Here is a 24,458-nt window from a genome sequence, read left to right as displayed (position 1 = left end):
GCTTCTTCAGCAAGATCAAGCACTTCCGAGCCGTCGCCACCCGCTACGACAAGGACCCCGACAACTTCCTGGCCAGCGTCAAGCTCGCAGCCCTGCGGGTCCGGCTGCGAGCTTTATGAGTCTACGACCTAGAGCCTCGCGTCAGATAAGGCGCTTTGAGATCAGACCTGCCAAGGTGGCAGCCTAAGACGAAGCGTTCGTGCCGTAGCGCCGGACGCCGGTGGAGTGGATGGGCGGCGATCAGCGCTCATACGTCATCGAGGGCACAGGCTGACCCGATCCGGCGGATCTACCACGCGCCGCATCCGCTGCTCCTGCACGAACTGTGCGACCGCATGGCGGAACACGGTTGGGGGCGGTGTGCACAGTCTGTGAACTGACACAGCACCCAGGCCATCGAACGCGAAGGAGATCGCTGGCCACACCGCGGCGCTGCGACCGAAAGTCGTGCGGACGGCGATTGCAGGCGGCCACCGAGAAAAAAATCATCCCGGTCACCGCCTGCGCGCGCGCGAGTGGCCCGACAACGGCTGCGCTCTCCGAGGATCGATCACCGCGGCCCGCTTCCTCGGCTCTGTCGAGGAGCACCTGGGCCAGGCTCTCACGCGTGTCGGCACGGTCTTGCTCGACGAGATGTCGGCCCGCAGAGTCGGAGACATCGGCGGGCATATCGTGGCGGGTCTACCTGCTGGCTTGCACGGCCGGCCCAAACTCGGTCGAGTTGGCCAACGCGGACGTGATGGTCATGCTGCGCGCCAGCCGCACACTGCGGACAGCCATCTCAGGAGCCCCGTAAAGGACGCTCTCGCAGGCTGCACCGTCGCCGAATGTTACAACGCTATCGCAGCAACGGATTCGGACGCACAGGCTGGATCGAAGCGGACGCCGTTCTGGACGGGTGGAGCGACCCATCAGGCGATTGGCGTCGACCAGACGCGGGCGGTAGCGCGCGTCGCTCAGCAATCCGTTGCGCCGTGACGATTTTCTTGGAACTGAAATCCATCCCTAGCCGTATGAAGCGGATCGCCGCGTCCTGCGTTCGTCAACGTGCTCGGGAGCACGCAAGAACGTCAGGAGCAGAAAGAGAACAATTTATGGCTGGCCCAGGGTCCGCCATGATGGGGAAGTGAGCAACGCAAGATGACAACGGTTCAGGGGACACAAGCGGCTGATACCCTGCTGGGCAGCACAGGCGACGACGTATTGTTCGGCTACCGTGGCTCCGATCTGATCCGCGGTGACGCGGGCAGAGATCAGGCGTTCGGCGGCATGGACAACGACACGTTGTTCGGGGGCGAGGGCGATGACGTTCTCTACGGCGATTTCGGGGAGGATCTACTCTACGGTGATGCTGGGAACGACACCCAGCTCGGCGGACAGGGCAACGACAGCCTCTTCGGCGGAGATGGCAACGATGTTCTGTCCGGTAACCTCGGAGAGGATCCGCTCTTCGGGAATGCCGGGAACGACACGCTGTTCGGCGGGCAAGGCAACGATAGCCTCTTCGGTGGACGCGAAAACGACGTCCTCTTCGGCAACCTCGGAGAGGATCGGCTCTCCGGAGATGCCGGGAATGACACCCAATTCGGAGGACAGGGCAACGATAGCCTCTCCGGTGGAGATGGCGACGACGTTCTCTATGGCAACCTCGGCGAAGATCGGCTCTTCGGGGATGCTGGGAACGACACTCAGCTCGGCGGCGAGGGCAACGATAGCCTTTCTGGCGGAGATGGCAACGATGTTCTTTACGGGAACGCCGGAGAGGACCTGATCTTCGGCAATTCCGGCAATGATAAAATCTTCGGTGGCCAGGGGAACGATAGTATCTTCGCAGGACGTGGCGACGATATCATCAACGGCGATCTCGGGGACAACTTCATCTCGGGCGACCTTGGTACGGACGTTGCGGTGCTCGCCGGTCGGCGCTCCGATTATGCGGTGACGCGCAACAGCGACGGCAGCCTCGTCTTTGCTGGGACAAACGGCACTACGCGGGCTGTCTCGGTCGAGTTCTTCGATTTCGCCGATGGTCGGATCGCAGCGATCGACATCACGTCGTAATCAGCAGTCCTACTGGCTTGAATTTCACTGAAGCGCTCGGCGTGTTGCCGGTCCGTGGTCCCGGTCAACCCGGCTCACGCCGAGCGCGGTTCATGGAAGGGTGTGCGCTTGAGCGAATCCTTGCTCTGTCAGCCCCCAGCCACCCCGCAAAGCGTCCAATCGGGCACACCTCGCCAGCGCGATACTGCCCCAGGCCTCCGCGCCAAGTTTTTGTGGCAGAGCCTCCTCGCCTCGGCGATGCGCCGACCGGCTTTCCAGCGGAGGGCGGCTCGCCGAGATAGCGGTCACGACTGCGCGACCGGCAGGCGCCAGGCCTCCGTGCACGCAGGGATCAAATTCGCTTCAAACGCCCGCTTGGGTCCGGCCGGACCGGCTGGAGCCGGGCGAGACTGGACAGCATTACGAGCTTTGGGCGGACCCGCGAGTTGGGCTCGGCGAGAATCAGGGGGGCCGCCTGGCCCGTCATCGGGAGCCGCGGGCTACCGCAGCCTTAGCTTCCGAATGATGGTGGGGACGCTCCGCGGCACCGACGACCGACCGCCAACCGACCCAGTGCCCGAAACGCGTCGCGATCCCCTCCGCACGAGCCCGCCGGCCCGCCCGTCTTTGTCGGTCGCGCCGACGATGCCGGCCGGCGCCTGCTCCGGCACGAGGTCGAGCCCCCCTTCCCGGGCATCCACACGGTCGTCGTGGTGCTCTGCCGCGACGCCGGCGTGCTCGGCCGCGACCTCTCCGAAGCAGTCGAGGGTCTCCTGAGCCAACGCATCGCGGGCCTGCGCCGATACCAAGTCCGAAACCGCTATCAGATCCCGCCCCTGCGCAGCTCGCAACTCACCGACCTAAGACGTTGGCTGTCCGACCTGCGGGACCTGTTCTCCGCGGCGGGCCTTCCCCTGCTGCACCCGCAACGCAGGATGAACCGACGGACGCGGCGACGGGCGTGCCGGGAGCAGCGCGGCGCGAACGGTCACCCGAAGGTTCAGGCTTCAGGATCGCCCGAGACCGCTGCTGCGCGAGACCGATCCGTTGCGGGCACGGTGCGGGCGGTGCGCACCGGCTACCGCACCGACGTACCGGCGGGTTGCGGCACTTCGGGCAACGCGCGGGTCTACGACCTCAGCGACAGGGAGCTCGTGGCGCGCGCCGTCGTCGAGGGGGACTGGGTCGTCATCGAGGCCGGCGCGCTCGCCCGTCGCTCGGAGGTGCGGTGGAACCAGACCTGCCTGACCGCCAAGCGGCGGCGGCTAGTCACCGAGGGCCTGCTGCGACCGTTGCGAAGGCGTCCGCACCTCCTGAAGCTCCGTGCCCCGATCGCGGTCTCGTCGCTCATGAACGCGGCGCGCTTGCTGCGCGGCGACAACGCCCACGACCGCGTCTGGCAGCGCGTTCGCTGACCCTTCCTGATCCTGCCTGACACCACCCCCACCGCATCAGCTGGAGGCACGCCGTGACCCGCTTTACTCAGGCAATCGTCGATCATCCCTCCCCGAGCATCGGCCGCCCCTTCGAATCGGCCCGTCATGAACGACACGGCACCGAAGGCGGCCTGGCAGCGGGGCGACCCGGGCTGGCTCAGCGCCTCGACTGGGTGCTCCAGGCCCTGCCGGTGACCGTCAAGCCCCACGATCCCACGCTGCGCGCGCGCGTCGCCGCCCTCGACCCGAGCGGCGGGCTGGTCCTGCGTCGCCTGCGGCTCGCCGACGGTCGCGTCATTCACCTGATCGCGGTGCCCGCTCGCCTGCCGGAGCGCGAGCGCGTGATCGTCGAGCTGCGGCGGCTGCAGCGGCGCCTCTGGCGCAGCGGAACGCTGCTGCGCCTCGTCGGTGAGGCTGTCGTCGACCGTGAACCGCGCCTCGGCACCGCCCGGCTGATCGCGGCCCATGCCGGACGGGTGCCGTCGCGCAGGAGCCGGGAAATCCTGCGCCGAGGCCTGGGCGAGCGGGGCGGCAGCGCGACGGTCGGCGAGGCGCTCGGCTGGCTCGAAGGTGAGCGCGATGGGTTCGAGGCCCTGCTCGCGCTCCTCGCGCAGGGCGCGGCCCGGCTCGATCTCGACCGGCCGTTCGGGGCGGCGAGCCGCCTGAGCCTGGGTCCCCTCGCCGGACTCTGACGGCAGCCGATCCCGCGGGCGTCGCGCACGCCGGCGGCAGGGTACCCACACGACACAGCGCGAACCCGAGAAGCGTAGAGGCGCATCAGATGAGCGGAACCAGGCAGGAAAGTAACGGACAGGACGGCGGCGGGGCGCACGACAAGTCTGTCCACGGCGGCAACGACGGCCCCTTCCCCGCCGGGGGCGATCTTAAGGATTCCGTACCCGAGATCCCGCTCGATCCCGCCATGCTGATCGCGGAGTTGGCAATCGGGCGGGCACTGGGCAGCAGCGGGGCCGTTTCCAGGGCGCGCGCATCCGGAGCCGTGCCCGCGGTGATCCGGTCGAAGACGGCCAGCGTCTCCTCGAACTGGATCGCCGCCTCGACCGACAGGTAAAGTTCAACGGTGGACGAGTAGGTCATGATGTCGGTCTCCGTCCGGCAAAAAGCGTTCCGTTTCACAAATCCGAGGATCGGCCGTGCCGAGCGGAGCGGCCCAGCGGCGCCGCGCGGCGTGGCTTCCGCGCGAGGCCGGAGCATCGCGGGAGGAGGCTCAGGGTCCGCCGCCGGCGCGCGCAGCGACGTCGCCTCGCGCGGGCCCATCGATCTCCTGGCGGGTCCGTGCACGGGTCCGGCGCGCGCGCGGCGCCGGCCAAGCCGAGAGGATGCGGTCGATCTCGTGGGCCGTCAGCACGCGTCGGTCGAGCAGGGCGTCTGCCAGAGCGCAGATCGCGGCGCGGTCGGCCCGCTCCAGCGCCACGGCGCGGCGCAGCAGTTCCTACAGGTCGCACTCGACCGCGTCCGCGAGGGCGAGGTCGTACGAGAGCAGTCGGTCGGCCTCATCCGGATCGACCCTGCTGCAGAGCGGCCCGACGAGGCCGAGGGAAACTCGCTTCGCAGCGACGAGCCGGGTGGCGCTGCGGAGATCCTGCACGGCCCCGGCATGCGGTCCTGCCCCGAGCACGAGATCGGCGGCGCGCCCGGCGAGCAGCACGATGACGTGATCGTCGATCTGCTGCGCCGTCGGCGCCGACGGACCGCAGATGATTTCGGTCGATCCGGCCATGTCGCCCGTCGCAAGCATAGAGACGCGCGCGACGCGTTGACCGAGCCGGCGCGCCACGACCGCGTGAACCGCCTCGTGCAGGGCGATCAGGCGCAGGAACTCGGGCGAACGATCATCCCGTGGTCGGATCGAGTCGAGGAGATCGTCCAGACGTAAGGACCGATCCTCGCTGCGCGCCCGCTGCCGTGCCGCGCGCACCCACCCGGCCGCGTCGGCGCCAGTCGCCTCGAGGCCGATCCGCGCCGCCGTCGACAGGTCGGAGTCGGGGAGATCCGCGCCGAGGTGACTCCTCAGGATCGCCGCGAGATCGGTCTCGCCCGGAAGCCCGATCGTCAGGGTCTGATCGAGGCGGCCGAGCTGTCGGAGGGCGGGATCGACTTGATCCGGGAAGTTGCTGGCGGCGAGCAGTACGACCCCCGTGCCGGCCGCGCGTACCGCATCGATGCGCAGCAGCACGTTCGTGATGATCGGCTGCCACCAATCGGCCCGCTGCATGACCTCCATCCGGGACGGGAGCGCGTCCAACTCATCGATGAAACCGATGCAGGGTGCGCGCGCCAACAGATTATTGAAGAAACTATTCGACTCCTTCACGACCGAGTCTAGGTATTAGGGGCCATCGTTCAGCCAGTCGGCAATGCTTGTGTCGATCAGCGGTACGCCTGCGGACCTTGCCAAGGAGCTGACGAACGTCGTCTTTCCGACACCGGGCGGGCCCGCCAGCAGCGCGCCGCCCAGCACACCCGGGTCGAGCTCGCCCCCCCGCACCCGGCGCAGATCGGCCGCGAGGGCGAGGCCCCAGGTACCGACGGCGCCGTAGCCGGCGAGCGTCTCGAGCCGGGGCACCGCCGCGTTGAGGCCCGTGCCTCCACGCCGCGCCGACGTGCGCCGCAGGCGCGCCACAATCGCGGCGGGGGAGGTGCGCGGCCTCATGGCGGCAGAGAGATCATCGAGGGTCAGGCCCACGAGATCGGCAGCAGCTAGATCCGGCCGGATCCGCCGACGCGTGAAGATCCGGATGGCCCGCTCCATGAGGGCGCTGTCGGGCGGGTCGAGCGCGATCTGCAGGTTGGCGCCCCCGACGAGGACGGCGGGCAAGTGTTCGGGGGCGGTCGCGACGCCGACGACCTGTCGCCCGTGACGCAGGGCGGCGGCGATATCGCCGGCCCTGCCGTCGCGGTCGCGAACGCGCTCCGTCTTCACGGCGAAGACCCGGCTGTTGACGGCATCGCGGAACAGGACGGCCTCAACCGGCTCGATCCACCGCGTATCCGGCACGATCAGGACGATGAGCCCGGCGCGCCCGGCGCGCAGACGACGGAGCCGAGTGCTCTCCGGCTGGCAGCGCGGGACCGTACCAGCCCGTGAGCCCGTGCTCGTCGGGCGTGTCGAAGGCCATCCGTGCCTGCCCGGACGGCGCACAATCGCCACATCGCGCCTGCTGGCGCTCGACCCGGTGCTGGGCTGGGCGAGGACCAGCAGCCGGTGGTACCGGCTCGGGCCCGAACGGGACTTAAGCGATCTCATCCGGCTCGAGCGCGGGCTCCCCACCGCTTGGTCCCGGCCGCCGCACCGAGGGCTCCGCCGGTCCATCGGGCGGCGGGGCGCCAGGAACGCGGCAGAGCGGGTCGGTCGTCCCCGTGACGATGGACGCGAACGTGCCAAGTCGGGACCTGTCCGGCGGTCTTCCAGAGGTGGATGTTGAGGTTGCGCCGGTCCTGCGCGGTCCGGCCGTGGGCGACGATCTGGCCGATCACGGCCCGCCCTCGCGATCAGCCCGCTCGCCGACCCGCAGGGCCGCCGCGACGAGCGCGTCGATGGCCGGGCGAAGCCCGGCCGCGTCGAGATCCGGCCGGGCCTGGACCGCTTCCGAGAGCCCGATGGTCGCCACGTGCAGCTCGGCCAGCGTCCGGGTCATCGCGTCCCGCCCACGCCGGTAGGCCGAGATCCGGCGCCCGGCCAGAAGTGACAGGACCGCATAGCGGGCAACCTCGGTCGGGCCGATCCCGGCCGCCGCCATCTGGCGCAGGCGGACATCCTCGTCCTTGGTCAGGCGGAACGAGAGCAGCTCGGATCGGCGGGGTCGCTGGGCCAAAGCTGCACCGGGTACGAGGGGGCGAACCATGTGTATCACAATGTAGTGCTGGCTAGGAGAGCTGAAGCCCAAACCGCCGAGCCTCAGACCGGCCGCCGGGCGGTGACGCACAAGGCCGGAGCGGCGCCAGAGGCCATCGGAAACCCGCGCCCGGTTCGCGCCGGTTCCTGGCCGCGTCCCCCCGCAGCGGGCGCCGAGGCAGCGGGGCAGCGCATCGTTTGATATCGTCTCGCAATATGATATTGCTTTGCTGCCGAGGTCGGAGGGGATGACATGCGCGGGCGACGGACGCCGGAGCGGCAGGACAGCACGAAGCTCGTCTATCTGACGCTCGCGCTGCACGAGCGCCTGAGAGCGGCCGCTGCCGGGCGGGGGCAGAGCATCAACGCGCTGATCCTCGAAGCCTGCGAGGCTTATCTCGCGGGCGAGGCCACCGGGCCAGCGACCGAACTCGCACCGGTGCCCCCCCCTGCCAGCGCGCGAGACGGTCTCGAGGCCTCCGTGCTTTTGCGGGTCGACGCGATGCAGGCCGAGATCGATGCCCTGCGCGCCGATCTTGGCCGCCTCGCGTCGCAGGTCGTGGAGGTCGTGGAGGCGCAGGGGACCGATCCGGCCGCGCAGCATCCGAGCTCGGAGCTGCTGAGTTCGGAGCCGCGCTCGCAGCCCCCGGGCCCGGAGCGCGCGCCCGCCTGCCGCGCCGATGCTCCGGAGGATGTCCCGGAGGGTGTGGCGAAAGATGGGATCGTGGACGCTGTCGGAGCTGACGGCGTTCCGGCAGACCCGGCACCGCGGGACGCGCGGGCCTGCGTCGCCCGACCGGTGGCCGCCCGCTCCGCCCGCTCGCCGCTGAGCCGGCGCGAGCAGGTCAGGCGCACAGACCGCATCGGCGCGGCGCTCTACCTGCTGCTGGAGGAGGCCGGTCGCTCGATGGAGCGCGGCGCGCTCGCGCGGCTGCTGGGGGAGCGCGGCATCCTGGCCGAGGGCGACCGCCTCGACCAGATCATCGAGTACCGGACCCGGCCCGGCAAGCCGCTGTACATCCGGGACACGGCCGGGCCGCGCGGACGGATCCGCCACAACCCCGACGTGAACCTCCCGGACGACCTCCGAAGCGACGCTGCCCAGATCCTTGGTCGTCCTTGAAAGCACCCGTCCCGTACCGGCACGGCAGCACGGGCAACGGTTCGAGTGCGATGACTCTGCGTGAAGCACGAGAGCCTTCCCGATCAAAAGGGGCCGAGCCAGCGACAGGTCTGAGTTCAGTTTCAACTGATCAGCCGTCTAGGCATTGAATGTGGGTACAGGGGCGGCGCAGCGTGCATCTGCCATCGTTCGCCGCGGACTTGGCAACCGCAAAGGTGCAGGATCCTGTTCACGCCTGCCGTGGCGCCATCAGCGCAGTCCGGCGAGCGGCGCCTTCGAGAAGGCGATCCTGGAGGAACGGACGGGCCGATACGGCAGCGCAGTGTCTCAGTGCCCTGACGATAGCGGCCTCTCCGTCGCGCCCGCTCCGTCACGTTGTTCGACTCGATCGCCAGAGAGATCGGAGCCGCGGTGGGATATCGGTGACCGCACCTCGCGGAGGGCGTTGCTGATCGCGAGGTTGAACACCTCCTCGGAGCATGTGCGCTCGATGTCGGCGACGGCAGCGGCTCGAAGACCGAGCCACAGGCGGTCGTCCCTATACATCCGGATACAGCGTCGAGCGAACGCGTCCGGCTCCGAGGCACTCAGTGCCTCGCGCTCATGCGTCCAACCCATCTGGCTGAGCAGCAGATCTGTGAGCACGCATGGCAGTCCGTTCGCGGTCGCATCGATCACCTTGTAGGGGACGCCGGCGGCGAACTGTGTCGGCGCGACGAAGACGCGAGCCCGATCGTAGAGCGGGCGCAGATCCGGGACTTCGCCGTGCGACTCGACCACGTCGGAGAGCCTCCGCCGCACTGCCTCGCTCGCGAGATGCCCCGCAAGATGCAGGCGAGCATCTGGCAGAGCCGCTCGGACCCGCGGGAAGACCTCATCGATGAACCAAAGGACGGAGTCCGTGTTGGGCGACGTCCAATCGGCCCGCTCGCCCACGAACAGGAAATCGGCGCGGCCCTTCACGGACGGGACGCGCTGGCGGGGCCTGAGGCAGTGGCCGAGCACGGCCGCCTCGACCCCGTGGTGCCGGAACAGATCCGCCTCGCTCTCGGATACGCTGAGGACCAGATCGGCCGCTCTGGTGAGCGCGACCTCCTCCGCGAGCAGCGTGTCGGGATCGAGCCCGTTCATCACCTGCGGGTAGAACTGTCCCTTCCGAATCTTGCGCTGGCAGAAGATCGCCTCGGCGTCGTAGACGATCCGAGGACCCGCGGTGCCGGGCTCGGTCGGGAGCGCGGCCCGGATTGTCTGCATGTTGTGCGGACGGCTGACGAAGAGGACGTCCGGTCGGGTTGTCGCGATGCAGGCTCGCAGTCGCTCGATGAGGTTCTCGCCGACGAGGCCCTCATGCACCGTCACCCCGTCGGCGAACGGCAGGCCGGCCCGGGGAGCGTTCGCGACGAGGGTCGGGAAGAACGTCACCGCAGCGCCGGCTTTTGAGAGGGCTTCCACGATGGAACGGCATCGGGGGCTGCCCGCCCCAAGCATCGGGTGCGGTACCCGGTCGTCGACCACGAGCACTCGCAATTCGGCAGCGTCTTCCGCGGTTTGAGAGCTCATCGTCGGACACGCCTCCTCACGATCCCATGCCCCGCTCGAGGCTCAGCCACTCGCCAGTCAGACGGAGAAACGGAGCGCTCCTCGCCGAAGGGGTCCATCGCTCCGTCCTCGGAGAGCCACGTCGCGGTCGAAGCCGACTCATGAAACGCCCGATCCTACCTTGCCACCTGCAGAGCCTCCCGCTCCTCTTCCCAGACAGCGCTTCTCCAGGCCTCGCGATCCCGTAGGCCGCTCGGGTCCGGCTCCTTGTCGGCGCCGGCCGAACGAGGATGCCGGCGTCGGCGGCCGAGCCTCACTCCATCATGCCGTCGAACTCTCCTCAGGGCGTACATTGCGGCCAAAGGGCATCCCGGAACCCACATGGGTCATCCTCGCTGCAACGCCCTGCCGCGTGTAGCAGCCGAAGCCGTGTGTCGTGAGCTGTACTCATGGCGGCGGCGGTCCGAGTTCGATGGGCAACCTGCATCTGATCACGGTCGCGCTTGCGTCGGCCTTCTCCGGCCGCCGGTAAGGCTCGGCGGCGTCAGGCGCTCCCTCGACGCCAGCAACCCTGTCGTCATCGGCCGGCAGAGCATCGGATCGGGGAACCAGGTCACAGCGCACGCTGCAGGATCGAGAGACGGAGGCGGTGAAGGGCATCCTCAGTCATTATGGGAATGCGCCTTGAGATACATCAGCAGCCCTTCGGCGCCCGGCGGAACCGAGCTGACGCGACAAGGTCTTCCGCCTCTGGCGATCCAAACGCCCGCGCTTGTGCGACGAGGCCCCTGTCCCGTCCCTAGGGACGATCGAGGTCGTGGTCTCGACCTCGCGGAGAGAAGCCGCTGATCCGCTGAACGCGACGCGATCTTGCCGCTTCCGGCCCCTTTCGAGGGCGACAGCGCTCAGCGCGCCGACGACCAGGATGGACAGACTGCCGGAGAGTGCGACGCGTTGAGGGTAGCGCAAGACCGTGGTGCCCCGTTTGGGCTCGACCATAGGGCGCTTGGCTTAACCAATCCTGCTTATCCTAACGGCCTGACCCCTTAGAGAAGTTGCTGCGCACCTCAAGGTGCCATATCCCCTCCGCACGGCCGTCGGCGCTCGCGCATGCACAGGTAGCCAGAGAGGAGCTGACTGCGAAAGCCGAATCAATCAGCCCGCTTCCCCGACCGGCGCATGTGCCGTCTCGAACGCGGACAGGCCGATCGCCGGCGATATGGCTTGCTTCCGGATCGTGCAGGTGAGCCCTGGCGCAAGTGGCCCGTCGAGCTGTTCTTCGCCTTTTACTCTTCGGGCGGCGCTCCTCTCCGCCCCAGCGACCGGACACGTAGACAGGACGAGGCCGCCGGGAATCCGCCGATTCCATCCACGATCGACGGTGCGCCGGGCAGAATGCTATGGGCTCAAGGATATGCCGCGCCCAGTCTGGGCTGGCCTCAACGGAACCGGGAAGCCCGCATGCGCGTCCTCGTCGCGATCCCCCATTTTTATCAAGCGACAGCGGATTCCTCGCACGCCTACAGCGACGGCCGCTTCCCAGAGCTGCGGAAGCAGGCGATCCGAAGCGTGTTCTCGGCGTGGCGTTTCGCCTACGCCACGCATCAGTCGGTGCTCAACATCGAGAAGCGGCGCTACGAGCGGATCGAGGCGAAGGTCACCGAGCTCGCGCTGTTCGCGATCACGACCGGCGGGAATCACCTGCTCGACGCTGAGTTCTGCCGTGGTTGCAGCATCAACCACGTCGAGGTGACGCTGGAGGACGCCCGGATGATGGGCTTCCAGGCCCACCGGATCTTCGCCGAGCACGCCCGCCGCTTCGACCTGTTCGTCTACAGCGAGGACGACCTGCTGCCGCGCGACCCCGCCTTCCTCGACAAGCAGCTCTGGTTCGCCGAGACCTTCGGCTACCGCCGCGTGCTCCTGCCCAACCGCTACGAGTGGAACATGCAGGGGCCGGCACCCAAGACCTTCATCGACGGCGACCTCGTGTCCCGTCTCACCGACCCCTGGTGGCAGAAGCTGCCGGACGAGCGCTTCCTGCAGGCCCGGGTGCTGGGTCGACCGGTCGCGTTCGAGCGCACCCGCAACCCGCATTCGGGCTTCCACGTCTTCACCCAGGAGCAGTTGCGCTACGCCATGGGTCAGCCGTACTGGGGCGACGAGGATGTCAGCTTCGTCAGCCCGCTCGAGAGCACCGCGGCCCTGACGCTGCTGAAATCGTTCGCGGTCTACAAAGGCTACGGGCGGGATATGGATTTTCTGGAGGTCGAGCACCTGGACAAGCGGTACTCGGCGCTGGGTCGCAATGCATAATTCCTACCTTTAGGATTGATTTTCAGATGTCGCAAAAAAATCTAGAGCAAGTTCTAATAAAGTTCGAGAACGGAACAGATATCGCGATAAATTACCGATCTGAGTCAAGCGATCGGGATGTAATAAATCAGATTTGGGGTAGTAGGGACTATGATTTACGTAGATTGCAAAGGCACAGTGATATAAGGCGATATTATGAGAATACCCTCCAGAAGGGGCGCACGCCATTGATAATAGATGCGGGAGCGAATATCGGAGCGAGCTCTCTATTCTTTTCCACCAACTTTCCTGAGAGCTTCGTAGTTGCAATAGAGCCTGAGGAGAGTAACTTCAATTTACTGCAAGTCAACTCTTCTCAGGCAGACAATATTGAGTGTCTTAATCGAGCATTGTCCTCGGAGTCCACCGAATTACTCCTAATCGACCCTGGCGAAAAGCAGTGGGGATACCGAACGATCTCGCTTGAAAAAGGATCCAAGCTAGGCGGCTCATCAGCAGTAAGCAAAATCAAAGGCATTTCGATTCCCGATATTTTGAAAGGAAAAGGAATCAATTTCGAGCCTTTCATCGTCAAAATCGACATAGAGGGGGGAGAGGACGAGGTTTTCTCTAAGAATACCAATTGGATGGAACGTACCCCTCTGGTAATCATTGAGCTACATGACTGGCTTCTGCCTAGAAAATCGACATCCCGAAATTTCATTCGGACAATATCACAATTGGATCGAGACTTTGTACACATTGGAGAGAACATTTTTTCGATCATGAACTGAAAAATGCACCTTCTCTCTACTTCGAAATGGAGCATACAAGGAATGGCTCTTCCATTAATATCAATTGTCATGCCGGCTTATAATGCTGAAGAATGGATAGAGGAGTCAATTAGGTCAATCACACAGTTCTCAACATCCGAGCTAGAGCTTATTGTTGTTGATGATGGATCGACCCGTCCGCAGGAGGAATATGCTTCGAAAGCTGTCGGCGGTTTGAAGACAATTTATGCTCGCTCCGCACATAACAGAGGCATATCAACAGCTCTCAATTGCGGCATATTATTAGCACGAGGCAAATATATTGCGCGGCTTGACGCCGATGATTTATGTATAAATGATAGGCTATCACAGCAAGCAGAGTTCCTGGAGGCCCACCCCGACATTGCCTTCTGTGGAACGAACTATGAACACTTTGGATCGAACAATAGCTTGGTCGAACAACCCATCGAACCAGATGAGTGTTTTGTAACGCTTGCCTCGCGCTGCTGCTTTGGGCACAGTTCGATGATGATAGATCGACAGAGAGCAGGAGCAGAATTTTATTACGATCCAGCTTCTGCTTCTGAAGATTATGACCTTTGGGCACGGTTGTTCATCTCTGGAAAGCAGGGATGCAATCTACCGTTTATAGGAATGCGATATCGGCAATCTGATACGCAGCTGACCGTAACGGGGCTTTCACGTCGATCGAAATTTGATTTCGGAATCAGGACTAAAGTGATCGCTCACATTCTAGACGAATCCTCACCGTTCAAAGCTCCGATACTTGCTTCTTATCTCTCCGGCTTCCGCTTAGGGATCAATGATCAAAAGGCCCTCGCTGGCACATTCCGTCGTCATTGGGAGGAAGCAAAGCCAAAAAGTCGTTACTCAAGAACATGGAGTCTACTTGAAGAGTATGCCCTCTCATTCATTTCGCCGGACACACCACCAGTATCAGACACTGATTTTTCTGCCTGGACCTATCGGATAGTGTCAGAATTCAATCAGCTAGCTAAAACATGATTCATAATCGACGAAAAGCGCACTTACTTACTCTTAAAAGATGAAATAACTTCGGAAAGATATCGATTTGCTGTCAGTTTTTCTGCGAAATAGTACTTGTTATTATTTGCAATCCGAGATCTAATATCAAAATCTAAGGATAATTCATTCATAGCTACTCGCACAGCATGCGGGGTTACAGATGTCAATATGCGCCCCGGCAAACCATTATTAATCAACTCGTCCGACATGGGAGTATCAGGCGTTACAATCGCGGGTATACCTAAACTCAACGCTTCTGATAACATTCCAGAAGCGCGTCGAGCATATGCGGCCAAAGCATATGGCAGCAGAATCGCGTCAGCTGACACAAACAGGTTCGCGTAATCTTTTCTAGACAGACTGCCCGATATAATTTCGACTCCAGAGACTTTTCCAATAGCTTGCTCAAATTGCTGTGCGACATTTTTTTGCGATATGTGTACGATTAATTGAGTGTTATGAAGCGGGTTGCTTCGGAGTAACAAGCACAGTTCGTATATCGTGTTGATTCCTTTTTCAGAGGAACTGCCTGAGTAAAGAAACCTTTTAGTCGTACAGCTTGTTTTGATTGTCCTATGGGGAAAATCGTCCGTAGGGACAATTAGCGGGGCGGTTCTAACGCGGCACCCCGCAAGCCCGGTCATATATTCCGACAAACGGTCGTTGGTGGAATTCAGCTCGACAGATCCGCTCTCAACAAACTCCTTGAAAATGCTGAGACTTTTTGCATATAATATATTAACCAGATCTCGATCTTCATCGCCGGCATACATTTCTGCATCTGTGTGCAGCCCAATTGACATCCTGGGCCTCAAATTCTGAGGGACGGATTTGTACCAAACGCCCAGGCCGAACAGTTCATGCGGTTGGATGCTATGCACGAGTAGAAGATCGTTAGGGGTTAAGTCGAAATCTTGGAGCCTTGCATATCCCTCCGAAGCCACAACTCCGCAATTCACCCAATTACCGGCGTAAGTGAATCTTGCTAGAGAAGCATTCCCCCAAGCAGGAAAATTGAGAATCTTCTCACCGCCAAACCGATCCGCAACATTATCGCAAGCTCTACTGACGGCGCATCGAACGGCGAACCCTCGCTCCAATGCGGCCAAGTACAATCCTTCCGTATAAATCGCAAAATGACCATAAGCGTCCCGCACAGCTGCATCAACGATGATAATTCTGCTGATCATGGATCATTCCTCATCAGAGGCACATCGAAACCTTACTGCGACAGCAGGCGCGCTATAAGCGATCCGCGCTCAAACATTGACTGCCCTCGAACGATAAGTGATGGTCCTTTGGAGAGGTAGGGTTTGTCGTAGAAACGTAATGCCTGCAAGATCCGACCATAAATTTGACATCACATAAGCCTCAACATACCAGACTCAGTCTCACCCGGTGACGCGACAATAGAGGGTGTGCCCGCTCGGTCACAGGCACCGAACGAACAACCGAAGCCCATTTTCCATACGCTATTTCGTATTGCCACCCCCCGTCGCACCGCTTAGAAGCGTCGCCCTAGGGACGTGTGGTCCCCATCGGCGTCTAAACGGACAGACTGCCTCCGATCTGAACGGCGGGGCTAGTCGCCGATGGCTAGATACGCGTCCTCGTGTGAATTTCTCGGAGGCCTTGAAGGCAATGGCGAACACTCAGTACTCGCTCAACAATAGCCCGAACGTTCCCAATTTCAGCCCTGCTAGCGACACCATTGTTGGTACCTCCACCGCTGCTCGGCTGTCTGTGGCTCAGTCTGGCGGCAATGTGGTCGTTTCGGACGGCACGAACACCGCGACGCTGGGCAATTTTTCGCTCAGCCAGTTCAACGCTACCAACAACTCCTTCGGCGGCGGCTCGCGGATCATCATCGGTACGGATGCCGGTGAGACCATCGCCGGTACGGCCGGTGCAGACTTCGTGCTGCTCGGCGGCGGGGCGGACACCTTCACTGCCACTGGCTCGGACCTGATCTTCGGCAACGCTGGTGCTGATATCCTTTCGGCCGGTAGCGGTAACGTCAACGTGACCATCTTCGGCGGTCAGGGCAACGACGTGATCACCGGTTCGACGGATACCGTCGGCAGCGTGCTGTTCGGCAACATCGGCCTCGACACCATCGCTGCCACGGCGGCCGGTTCGACCGTGTTCGGCGGTCAGGGCGATGACGTGATCACCGGTGGCACGAGCGCTATCGTCGGCGGCTACTTCTCGGGCGACGAGGGTAACGACGTCCTCACGGTGGACAACAGCTCCGCCTCGATCTTTGGCGGCGCCGGCTTCGACACCATCACGTCGGGCGGCAGCAACGCTCTGATCTTCGGTAACGATGGCAACGACAGCATCACGGCCACTGGTACCGCCGCGTCGATCTTCGGCGGCCAGGGCAACGACGTCGTGTCCTCCTCGGGCGGTGGGTACGTCTTCGGCAACATGGGCAGCGATACGCTGACTGCCGCGGCCGGTTCCGCTGCGACCACCATCTTCGGTGGTCAGGGCAATGACTACATCACCGGCGGCACGGGCAACGATTTCCTGTCGGGTGATCTGGGTCGTGATGCCTACAACTTCAGCGGCACCGTGACCACGCTTGGCCTCGACACGGTTGCTGGTTTCGTTAGCGGTTCGGACAGCATCGTCGCTGCCACCGCCGCCAACAGCGGTAACTACCGTGAGTTCGCTGACGCGAGCGTGACGACTGCCGCTGCCGCCCTCACGGCCGCGCAGAACCAGAACACCGCCAACGGCAACCGTGACTACACGTTCGTCGCTGGCGCCACCAACGGCTACTTGGTGCTGAACGGTGCCACCAGCACCAACGGCGTCGTCACCCTCACGGGTGTGAACTCGGTGAACGGCTTCGCGGCCTCCGACATCGTGACCGCAGTCCCGGCGGGCTTCAGCACGCTCGCCTAAGTCGCGATCTTCAGTAAGACGAAGGAGGCCGCCCCGCGAGGGGCGGCCTTTCTCGTTGGCGAGCGGCCGTGCACGGCACAGGCGGCATGCTCCCGCCGCATTTGCCGATCATGGGCGCTTGTCACCGGAGAAATGCCGGACCCTGAGGATGTGATCGCCGCGGGGGCCCATGATCCTGTATGAATTTCGCGCGCGTCCCCGCAGGGGCGCGAGTCCGCGCCGAAGGGGAGAATGATGGCGTCAGGAACTCAGGCGACCGCACAGGTCGCGGCGCCTCAGGCCCAGGGTTCGGCCGGCGCGCCGCCGCCACCGCCCAAGGTCGATACGGGCCTCGCCGCCCTCGCCCTGGTGGCCTCGTTCCATCAGGTTACCTGCGAACCTGCGCAGGTGGCGCACGAACTCGGCCTCGGCACCCAATTCGCGAGCGCGGTCGATGTCACACGTGGAGCGCGCAAGATCGGTCTAAAGGGCCGCCTGTTGCGCAACCAGAAGCCCGAGCGGCTGGATAAGGTGCCCTATCCCTGCATCATCCAGTACCAGGACGGCACCTTTCGGCTGATCGGCCGCCGCTTCGACGACGGCAAGATGCGTGTGATCGAACCCGGTGCGCGCACCGCCGAGCACATCGACCGCGCTGAGGTCGAGAAGCTCTGGAACGGTACCATCATCCTGGTGGCGCGCCGGCTGAGTGTGCAGAAAATCGCCGCCCATTTCGGGCTGACCTGGTTCGTGCCCTCGATCTGGCGCTATCGCAAACCGCTCGGCACCGTGCTGCTCGCCTCGCTGTTCGTGCAGCTCTGCGCCCTCGTCACGCCGATGCTGTTCCAGATCATCATCGACAAGGTGCTGGCCCACAAGGGTTACGCCACCCTGACGATGGTCACGCTCGGGATGGTGGGCATCGGCCTGTTCAACGTCGTGCTGCAGTACCTGCGGCAGTACATCCTCACTCACACGACGAGCCGAATCGACGTTGAGCTTGGCGCTCGGCTCTTCGAGCACATGCTGCGGCTACCGCTAGGCTATTTCGAGACCCGGCCCGCCGGTCAGACCGTTGCACGCGTGCGTGAGTTGGAGCAAATCCGCGCCTTCCTGACTGGTCAGGCCCTGACGGCGGCGATCGACATCCCGTTCACGCTGATCTTCCTCGTCATCCTCTACATGTACTCCGTGCCGCTCGGCATCATCGTGTCGCTCTCCATCCCCTGCTACATGCTGGTCGTGCTGCTGATGCAACCGATCTTCCGCGAGCAGGTGCTGGAGATGTTCAACCGAAACGCGCTGTCGAGTCAGTTTCTCATCGAGTCAATCGTCGGCGTGCACACCATCAAGGCAATGGCGGTTGAACCGGTGCTGCGCAATCAGTGGGAGGACCGACTGGCCTCCTACGTGAAGACCTCCTTCACCACGGGCATGCTGGGCACTCTGGCTCAGAACATCATTCAGTACATCAACACCTTCACCACCGCGATGGTCCTCTTCTTCGGGGCCTACGCGGTGATGAGCGGTGACATGACGGTGGGCGCGCTGGTCGCGTTCAACATGATTATGGGCCAGGTCACCCAGCCGATCCTGCGCCTTTCCCAGCTCTGGCAGAGCTTCCAGCAGACCAAGGTCTCGATCGAGCGGCTCGGAGACGTCCTGAACCACCCGGTCGAGAGCACGGCCATGGGCCAGGCGCACCTGCCGCCCGCGAAGGGTCACCTCGCGGTGCGCAACGTGGTGTTCCGCTACCAGCCGGGCGCGCCCGAGGTGCTGAAGGACGTTTCGATCGAGATCCCGGCCGGCCAGGTCATCGGGATCGTCGGTCCCTCGGGCTCGGGAAAATCGACCTTCACGAAGCTGCTGCAGCGCCTCTATGTGCCCGAGAAGGGGCAGGTGCTCGTCGACGGGATCGACATCGCGCAGGTCGACCCAACCTGGCTGCGCCGCCAGATCGGCGTCGTGCTGCAGGAGAATCTGCTCTTCAACAAGACGGTGCACGACAACATCGCGCTCGGGAACCCGGCGCTTTCGCGCGCCCAGGTCATCCAGGTTGCCCGACTCGCGGGAGCCGACGAGTTCATCAACAAGATGCCGCGCGGTTACGACACGCCGATCGAGGAGCGCGGCGCCAACCTCTCGGGCGGGCAGCGCCAGCGCCTCGCCATCGCGCGCGCGCTCGCCGTCAATCCGCGCATCCTCATCCTCGACGAGGCGACCTCGGCCCTCGATTACGAGAGCGAGCGCATCATCCAGGAGAACATGAAGCACATCGTCCAGGGCCGCACGGTGGTCATCATCGCCCACCGTCTCGCCGCCGTGCGCACTTGTGACCGTATCATCGCGATGAAGGATGGGCGTATCGTCGAGGACGGCACGCACCGTGAGCTGCTCGCCCACCCGTCGAGCCTCTACGGTCGACTCTGGCGCCTGCAATCCCATCACGACTCCGACCAGGACGCCGCCGCATGAGCGCGAAGCCCGACGCCCCCTCGTTGCCCGCCCCTGCCTCCCCAAATGGGGTCCCCAGCGCGGCTCCCGGCAGCCGCCTGCCTGCCCTGCGCCCGCGCGCGCTGTCGACCCGCGCCCTTACCGAGCGCGTGCGGGCGCTCGCGACCAACCGCGAGAATCACGAGTTTCTGCCGGCGCATCTGGAGATCCTCGACACGCCCCCCTCGCCTTACGCGATGGTTTTCACCTGGGTGATTTGTGCGATGTTCGGTGCGGCGCTGCTCTGGAGCGTGCTCGCAAGCCTCGACATCTACGCGGTCGCCTCCGCACGAATCCAGCCGAGCGGACGTTCGAAGGTGATCCAGCCCTTCGAGACCGCGAAGGTGCAGGCGATTCATGTTCACAACGGCGACGTCGTGAAGGCCGGCACGCCTCTGATTGATCTCGAGCCGACGGAGGCGAGGGCCGAGCTCCGGGCCCGCGAGTCGGAGCTTGAGGCGCTGCAGGCACAAATTGTCCGCCGCCAAGCCACGATCACCGCGCTTCAGGAGAATAAGCGCACCGCCGTCCCGAACTTCCCGACCACAATCTCGCCCGCGATCCGCGCCCGCGAGAGCGGTGCGATGGCGGCCGAGCTCGATCAGTACTTCGCCACTCAGGCGTCGCTGACCGCTCAGCTCGCTGAGAAGGTCGCGACCCAGCAGCGCTACGATGCCAGCATCGCGGCCCGCGAGCGCCTGCTCTCCGTGCTGCGCGAGCGTGCCACCATGCGGGAGACCCTAGTGGCGAAGGCCGCCGGCACCCGCGCCGCTTTGATCGATGCCCTGCAACAGGTTGAGCAGGTCGCCGCGGACCTCGCCTACGATAAGGGCCAGCTCGTCGAGGCGCAGGCCGCCGCCAAATCGCTGGAACGGCGGGGAGAACAGCTCACGAGCGAGACAATCGCCAAGCAGGCACAAGGCCTTACCGAAGCAGCTCAGAAGGCCGACAGTGCCCGCCAGGACGTGGTTAAGGCCCAGCTCCGCCAAGACCGGCTCCAGCTCAAAGCGCCGATAGACGGCACCGTGCAGCAGGTTTCGGTAACCACGATCGGCCAAGTGGTGACGCCCGGACAGCCGCTTCTCGTCGTCGTACCGTCCGATGGACCGATCGAGATCGAGGCACTGGTGCTCAACAAGGACATCGGCTTCGTGGTGCCGGGCCAGGACGTGATCGTGAAGATCGATTCCTTCCCGTTCACCCGCTACGGCACCGTCGAAGGCCGTGTCGTGCGCGTCTCCCGGGACGCCATCGACGACCGCGACGCCAGCGGCTCGACCGACGCGCTCGCGCTCGCCCGCAGCCAGAACATCAACACGGTCACCGGCACGCCGCGCACGCAGAACCTCGTGTTTCCCGTCACCATCGAGGTGATGAAAAACAACATCGTAGCGAACGGCAAGTCGGTCGCCCTGAGCCCCGGCATGACGGCCCAGGTCGAGATTCACACCGGCAACCGCCGGGTGATCGATTACGTGCTCTCGCCCATCACCGAGACCACCTCGACGGCGGGCCACGAGCGCTAATCGCTCTTCCGCCAGTCGATTCTCCCATTCCAGAGAGGGCGGCAGCCTGGCTGCCGCCCGTGCTCAATCGCGGCGGCCGCCAGACTGACTTCATGCGCGTACTCTTCGTCCACCAGAACTTCCCCGGCCAGTACCGGCATATCGCGCCCGCCCTCGGGCAGATGCCCGGAAACGAGGTCGTGGCACTTGGCATGGCCGAACGGCCTCAGATGCCGGGGATACGCTACGTCCGCTACGGCCTGAAGCGCACATCGACCCCGGGCATCCACGCCTTGGCGGAGGATTTCGAGGCGAAGGTGATCCGGGCGGAGGCAGCGGCGCGGGCCTGCCTGCGGTTGAAGGCCGAGGGATTCGCGCCCGACATCATCGTGGCCCATCCGGGCTGGGGTGAGACCCTGCTGCTGAAAGATGTCTGGCCGGATGCCAAGCAGCTCAGTTTCATCGAGTTCAACTACAGCGCCGCCGGCGCTGACGTCGGCTTCGACCCCGAATTCCCGCTCGTCGGCGAGGACGCACACTTCAAGATCCGGTTGAAGAACGCGCACAACTTTCTGACGTTCGAGCATTCCGACTGGCTGATCTCGCCGACACACTGGCAGGGCGCGCAGGTGCCCGCCACCTACCGGCACAAGCTCAGCGTCATCCACGACGGCATCGACACGGACCTGATCAAGCCGAACCCGCGTGCCACGATCTCGCTCAACCGGGACGGGGTCAACCTGAAGCCTGGCGACGAGGTCGTCACCTTCGTCAACCGAAACCTCGAGCCCTATCGTGGCTACCACATGTTCATGCGGGCTCTGCCCGAGATCCTGCGCCGGCGGCCAAGGGCGCGGGTCGTCCTCGTCGGCGGCAACGGAGTCAGCTACGGCTCGGCACCGAAGGACGGCCGCAGCTACCGGGAGATGTTTCTCGACGAGGTGAAGGATCGCCTCGACCTGTCACGGGTCCACTTCGTTGGCCAGATCCCCTACCCGATCTTTCTCAACCTGCTGCAGGTCTCGGCCGCGCACGTCTACCTGACCTACCCATTCGTGCTGTCCTGGTCTCTGCTCGAAGCGATGGCGGCGGGCTGTGCGGTGATCGGTTCGCGGACACAGCCGGTCGAGGAGGTCCTGCGCCACCGCGAGAACGGCGTCCTGGTCGATTTCTTCTCTCCACAGGAAATCGCCGACGCCACCGTGGACGCCCTCGCCCGTCCGCACGCCCACCGCGACCTGCGGGCGGCAGCGCGGCGCTCGGCTAAGGCCTACGACCTCAAGCGCGTCTGCCTGCCCCAGCATATCCAGTTGATCGAGGCGGTGGCGGCAGGTCGCGCTCCGAGCGTCACGCGTGGCTGAAGGGGGATCTGCGGCTGCGCTCTCGAGCAGGTTCGTCGCTTCCATCAAACCATGAGGCTGACGACGCAGGTGAGGCGCCTCATACGCGGTGAGCTCTGTGACGCGGCCAAAATTCAGGCCATCGTTCCGGCCGGCGAGGGTGCGCTCGACCCCGCGCCCCCCTTCAAGTTCGCCAAGCCCCTGAGGGACGCGATGTGTCTGAGCGTGCCGCCCGGGAGCGGGCGGCATCTGCTAATACACGGTGGTCCCATGCCCTCTGCGAGCGGTCACACCACCGTCAGCAGCGGGCTCGCCCTTCAAGTTCACCAGGTCTGCCTCGCTCCCCGGCCTGAGAGAGGCTTCGGCGCATTACGGTCGATTGCCAGTCCGAACCTTGATTGCGGACGCCGGCAACGGCCGCACGGCAATCCGGATCGGCCTTTGACCAAGGAAGGTCTGCAAACCAAGGAAGGTCCGCAGAGGGGGCCTATTCCGCGGCCTCGGAGCGCTCGCGCCGGTTGATGCTGATCGCCCGGGAGATGCCCGAGCGCGTCGCGCTGTAATGGGAAGAGACCAGCGGGTAATCCACCGGCAATCCCCACTTGGCTCGGTACGTCTCCGGGGTCAGGCCGCGCGTGGTGAGGTGACGACGAAGCGCCTTGTACGGCTTACCGTCCTCGAAGCTGATGATCGCGTCTGCCCGAACCGAGGCTTTGATCTCGCTCGGCGTCGGCTTGCGCGGGTTCGGCTCCTGAACGCCCGTCAGATCGCGCAGCGAGCGGTGGACACTCGCCAGAACTTCGGCCAGCTGTTGAGCCGGCACGCTGTTGCGCTTGACGTAGGCCGCCACGATCTGCGCGGTGAAACGAAGGGTCTCGGGCTGCGTGTGCACAGGCGTCTCCTTGGCGGGCTGCCTCCGCCAAAGCGCTGCGCGAGAGCCTAACGGTGCGCGCAAGGCCCCTGAATCCCGCGTCAGGGTGCACAAAGGCGTACCGGAGCATCGTCGCGACGGGGAACGCGACCTCGTCGGAAGCGGGCATTGACTGCATCTGCCCGTGACGACGCTTCTACTTCCAGTTGAAGCCGTCGGTCAATAGTATCCTATGCTGCGAAGTCCCATGCGAGGGGCGGGTGTGATCGCTCCCGCTCCCTGCATCCTGGCACTATGCCATTCGGTGAGGGGCAACAGTGGCCGAGGCGTCGCGGGGCGGGCCAATGGGTCTGGCCGCGGTGGCGAAGGCGTCCAGGGCTTCTGTCCGGACGTGCAGATCCCGTCCGAGCTGAACAGACGACTGCACTGGCGGAGTTGGTGAAGGCGATGGGGGCGGTCGCGCGTTGCTCGCTCTCGATGGCGAGGCGAGGCAACGAGACCCGGCGAGCCATGCCAGGGTCGTTTCTACGACGGGCGATCCCTTGGAGTAAGGCCGCGTACTCGGTCCTCCCATCGATCATGGCTGCCGCCGGACCGCGGAGTTTTATTGAAGCCCTGTTCGCGGTCCTTGTCGGCGAGCGGCGCCTCCACCTGCCCGACGGAGGGTTCGAACGGTCCACCCCCGGGCCGTCAGTGCGTCGAGCGTGGCCGCCAGACCGCAGCTGTCGGCGCCGTCGGCCGTGGTGCGCGCGACAGGCCAGCGGTATCCACGACGCGGCGTCGCGCTCGCTCAGGCTCGCACAGTTCCCTCCCCGGGTTCGCTCCGGTCTTCGCGCCGCCACTCGGCGGTTAGGGCGCTGCCACGGGCGCGTTGCGCGAAAGATCGAGCAGATCGACGGCCAGGCGTCGCTCCAGCACCGCACGCTGCCGAATCAGCGAGGTTCCGGCCGCCTATCGCGCACCCGACCGCACCCGCTTCGCCCTGACGCTGCAGTCAATCTGGACCAAAGCCACGCTTCCGCCGCTTCCGGGCGCGCGTAACCTGGATCGTACCGGCCAGGGCCAACCCCGGCCGCTGCGTTCGGCCGGCTATCTCGGGCTTGACCGGGGCCAGCAGCAGGCTTGGCTCGACCGCTGCTTAGAGCCTGTTTGAGGACGAAACCTCAGGCTGGATTGTTGAGGGCGTTGGCGGCCATGAGGCAGGCGACGCAGGCAAGACGGCCGGTCGCGACATCAAGGCGGCCGGCG

General features: G+C 64.4%; 19 protein-coding genes and 2 pseudogenes. 13 read left to right on the top strand and 8 right to left on the bottom strand.

Going from position 1 to position 24,458, the window contains the following annotated elements; all coding sequences use genetic code 11:
* From MFF56_RS30850 to MFF56_RS30835, 4 genes and pseudogenes are all read left to right on the top strand, one after another.
* A pseudogene (locus MFF56_RS30850) lies at positions 1–119 on the top strand (IS5/IS1182 family transposase); the annotation flags it as partial.
* Positions 120–1,140: 1,021 nt separating this feature from the next.
* Entirely contained in the window at positions 1,141–2,061 is a 921-nt protein-coding gene (locus MFF56_RS30845; RefSeq protein ID WP_082773173.1) for a calcium-binding protein, read from the top strand.
* 692 nt (positions 2,062–2,753) lie between these two features.
* On the top strand, positions 2,754–3,455 hold the full coding sequence (locus tag MFF56_RS30840) for a hypothetical protein (protein WP_156453856.1): 702 nt from the start codon (positions 2,754–2,756) through the stop codon (positions 3,453–3,455).
* A 53-nt stretch (positions 3,456–3,508) separates the two neighbouring features.
* The gene (locus MFF56_RS30835) at positions 3,509–4,168 is read left to right on the top strand and encodes a hypothetical protein (protein ID WP_156453855.1); all 660 of its coding nucleotides are present in this window, start codon (positions 3,509–3,511) and stop codon (positions 4,166–4,168) included.
* A gap of 85 nt (positions 4,169–4,253) precedes the next feature.
* On the opposite strand, the gene MFF56_RS30830 is transcribed toward MFF56_RS30835, so the two are convergent.
* The 4 genes and pseudogenes from MFF56_RS30830 to MFF56_RS30815 all read right to left on the bottom strand — a co-directional run.
* Complete coding sequence (locus tag MFF56_RS30830; protein ID WP_066924465.1) at positions 4,254–4,574, bottom strand: hypothetical protein; 321 nt, start codon at positions 4,572–4,574, stop codon at positions 4,254–4,256.
* 130 nt (positions 4,575–4,704) lie between these two features.
* Positions 4,705–4,911, bottom strand: a complete 207-nt coding sequence (locus MFF56_RS30825) for a hypothetical protein (RefSeq protein ID WP_066924463.1) — start codon at positions 4,909–4,911, stop codon at positions 4,705–4,707.
* An 18-nt stretch (positions 4,912–4,929) separates the two neighbouring features.
* On the bottom strand, positions 4,930–5,415 hold the full coding sequence (locus MFF56_RS30820) for a M41 family metallopeptidase (protein ID WP_280949093.1): 486 nt from the start codon (positions 5,413–5,415) through the stop codon (positions 4,930–4,932).
* Between the two features lie 138 nt (positions 5,416–5,553).
* Positions 5,554–6,150: pseudogene (locus MFF56_RS30815) on the bottom strand (ATP-binding protein); the annotation flags it as partial.
* A gap of 355 nt (positions 6,151–6,505) precedes the next feature.
* Between MFF56_RS30815 and MFF56_RS32255 the strand changes: the two are divergent.
* Entirely contained in the window at positions 6,506–6,922 is a 417-nt protein-coding gene (locus tag MFF56_RS32255) for a DUF6634 family protein (RefSeq protein ID WP_308445297.1), read from the top strand.
* 48 nt (positions 6,923–6,970) lie between these two features.
* Here the strand turns inward: MFF56_RS32255 and MFF56_RS30810 are convergent, their stop codons facing one another.
* Positions 6,971–7,312 (bottom strand): hypothetical protein, encoded by a 342-nt coding sequence (locus MFF56_RS30810; RefSeq protein ID WP_066919119.1) that lies wholly within the window; start codon positions 7,310–7,312, stop codon positions 6,971–6,973.
* A gap of 273 nt (positions 7,313–7,585) precedes the next feature.
* On the opposite strand from MFF56_RS30810, the gene MFF56_RS30805 reads away from it, so the two are divergent.
* Entirely contained in the window at positions 7,586–8,455 is an 870-nt protein-coding gene (locus MFF56_RS30805) for a hypothetical protein (RefSeq protein ID WP_066919121.1), read from the top strand.
* A gap of 327 nt (positions 8,456–8,782) precedes the next feature.
* Here MFF56_RS30805 and MFF56_RS30800 read toward each other — a convergent pair whose 3' ends face one another.
* Positions 8,783–10,015 (bottom strand): glycosyltransferase family 4 protein, encoded by a 1,233-nt coding sequence (locus MFF56_RS30800; RefSeq protein ID WP_082772867.1) that lies wholly within the window; start codon positions 10,013–10,015, stop codon positions 8,783–8,785.
* Between the two features lie 1,440 nt (positions 10,016–11,455).
* Between MFF56_RS30800 and MFF56_RS30795 the strand changes: the two genes are divergently transcribed.
* Genes MFF56_RS30795 through MFF56_RS30785 form a run of 3 tightly spaced genes read left to right on the top strand, consistent with a single transcriptional unit; the run spans position 11,456 to position 14,088 of the window.
* Positions 11,456–12,310: a hypothetical protein gene (locus MFF56_RS30795; RefSeq protein ID WP_066919124.1), complete on the top strand. Its 855-nt coding sequence runs from the start codon at positions 11,456–11,458 to the stop codon at positions 12,308–12,310.
* A 26-nt stretch (positions 12,311–12,336) separates the two neighbouring features.
* Positions 12,337–13,083: an FkbM family methyltransferase gene (locus MFF56_RS30790; RefSeq protein WP_238232104.1), complete on the top strand. Its 747-nt coding sequence runs from the start codon at positions 12,337–12,339 to the stop codon at positions 13,081–13,083.
* A gap of 42 nt (positions 13,084–13,125) precedes the next feature.
* Entirely contained in the window at positions 13,126–14,088 is a 963-nt protein-coding gene (locus tag MFF56_RS30785; protein ID WP_197430450.1) for a glycosyltransferase family 2 protein, read from the top strand.
* Positions 14,089–14,111: 23 nt separating this feature from the next.
* On the opposite strand, the gene MFF56_RS30780 is transcribed toward MFF56_RS30785, so the two are convergent.
* Positions 14,112–15,299: a glycosyltransferase gene (locus MFF56_RS30780; RefSeq protein WP_156453515.1), complete on the bottom strand. Its 1,188-nt coding sequence runs from the start codon at positions 15,297–15,299 to the stop codon at positions 14,112–14,114.
* Positions 15,300–15,750: 451 nt separating this feature from the next.
* Here MFF56_RS30780 and MFF56_RS30775 point away from each other — a divergent pair, with 451 nt between their 5' ends.
* From MFF56_RS30775 to MFF56_RS30760, 4 genes are all read left to right on the top strand, one after another.
* Complete coding sequence (locus MFF56_RS30775) at positions 15,751–17,022, top strand: beta strand repeat-containing protein (protein ID WP_238232102.1); 1,272 nt, start codon at positions 15,751–15,753, stop codon at positions 17,020–17,022.
* 231 nt (positions 17,023–17,253) lie between these two features.
* A complete protein-coding gene (locus MFF56_RS30770) occupies positions 17,254–19,476 on the top strand; it encodes a type I secretion system permease/ATPase (RefSeq protein ID WP_156453516.1) in 2,223 nt (740 codons plus the stop codon).
* Positions 19,473–21,020, top strand: a complete 1,548-nt coding sequence (locus tag MFF56_RS30765) for an HlyD family type I secretion periplasmic adaptor subunit (protein ID WP_066919128.1) — start codon at positions 19,473–19,475, stop codon at positions 21,018–21,020. The genes MFF56_RS30770 and MFF56_RS30765 overlap by 4 nt, the downstream gene beginning before the upstream one ends.
* 92 nt (positions 21,021–21,112) lie before the next feature.
* Positions 21,113–22,360 (top strand): glycosyltransferase family 4 protein, encoded by a 1,248-nt coding sequence (locus tag MFF56_RS30760; protein WP_066919141.1) that lies wholly within the window; start codon positions 21,113–21,115, stop codon positions 22,358–22,360.
* 466 nt (positions 22,361–22,826) lie between these two features.
* Here MFF56_RS30760 and MFF56_RS30755 read toward each other — a convergent pair whose 3' ends face one another.
* Positions 22,827–23,231, bottom strand: coding sequence for a Ros/MucR family transcriptional regulator (locus MFF56_RS30755; RefSeq protein WP_066919129.1), 405 nt, complete (start codon positions 23,229–23,231; stop codon positions 22,827–22,829).
* Positions 23,232–24,458: the final 1,227 nt, after the last annotated feature.

Origin of the sequence: Methylobacterium hispanicum, from assembly GCF_022179285.1 — a bacterium.
GTDB lineage: Bacteria > Pseudomonadota > Alphaproteobacteria > Rhizobiales > Beijerinckiaceae > Methylobacterium > Methylobacterium hispanicum.
The sequence above is the reverse complement of the archived record's forward strand: the minus strand, read 5'-3'. Positions and strand labels throughout refer to the sequence as shown.

What these genes read in the sequence shown, in the direction of transcription:
- MFF56_RS30845 (WP_082773173.1), top strand. Translation starts at nt 1,141, where the DNA reads ATGACAACGGTTCAGGGGACACAAGCGGCTGATACCCTGCTGGGCAGC.
- MFF56_RS30830 (WP_066924465.1), bottom strand. Translation starts at nt 4,574, where the DNA reads ATGACCTACTCGTCCACCGTTGAACTTTACCTGTCGGTCGAGGCGGCG.
- MFF56_RS32255 (WP_308445297.1), top strand. Translation starts at nt 6,506, where the DNA reads ATGAGCCCGGCGCGCCCGGCGCGCAGACGACGGAGCCGAGTGCTCTCC.
- MFF56_RS30805 (WP_066919121.1), top strand. Translation starts at nt 7,586, where the DNA reads ATGCGCGGGCGACGGACGCCGGAGCGGCAGGACAGCACGAAGCTCGTC.
- MFF56_RS30800 (WP_082772867.1), bottom strand. Translation starts at nt 10,015, where the DNA reads ATGAGCTCTCAAACCGCGGAAGACGCTGCCGAATTGCGAGTGCTCGTG.
- MFF56_RS30795 (WP_066919124.1), top strand. Translation starts at nt 11,456, where the DNA reads ATGCGCGTCCTCGTCGCGATCCCCCATTTTTATCAAGCGACAGCGGAT.
- MFF56_RS30790 (WP_238232104.1), top strand. Translation starts at nt 12,337, where the DNA reads ATGTCGCAAAAAAATCTAGAGCAAGTTCTAATAAAGTTCGAGAACGGA.
- MFF56_RS30785 (WP_197430450.1), top strand. Translation starts at nt 13,126, where the DNA reads ATGGCTCTTCCATTAATATCAATTGTCATGCCGGCTTATAATGCTGAA.
- MFF56_RS30780 (WP_156453515.1), bottom strand. Translation starts at nt 15,299, where the DNA reads ATGATCAGCAGAATTATCATCGTTGATGCAGCTGTGCGGGACGCTTAT.
- MFF56_RS30775 (WP_238232102.1), top strand. Translation starts at nt 15,751, where the DNA reads ATGGCGAACACTCAGTACTCGCTCAACAATAGCCCGAACGTTCCCAAT.
- MFF56_RS30770 (WP_156453516.1), top strand. Translation starts at nt 17,254, where the DNA reads ATGATGGCGTCAGGAACTCAGGCGACCGCACAGGTCGCGGCGCCTCAG.
- MFF56_RS30765 (WP_066919128.1), top strand. Translation starts at nt 19,473, where the DNA reads ATGAGCGCGAAGCCCGACGCCCCCTCGTTGCCCGCCCCTGCCTCCCCA.
- MFF56_RS30760 (WP_066919141.1), top strand. Translation starts at nt 21,113, where the DNA reads ATGCGCGTACTCTTCGTCCACCAGAACTTCCCCGGCCAGTACCGGCAT.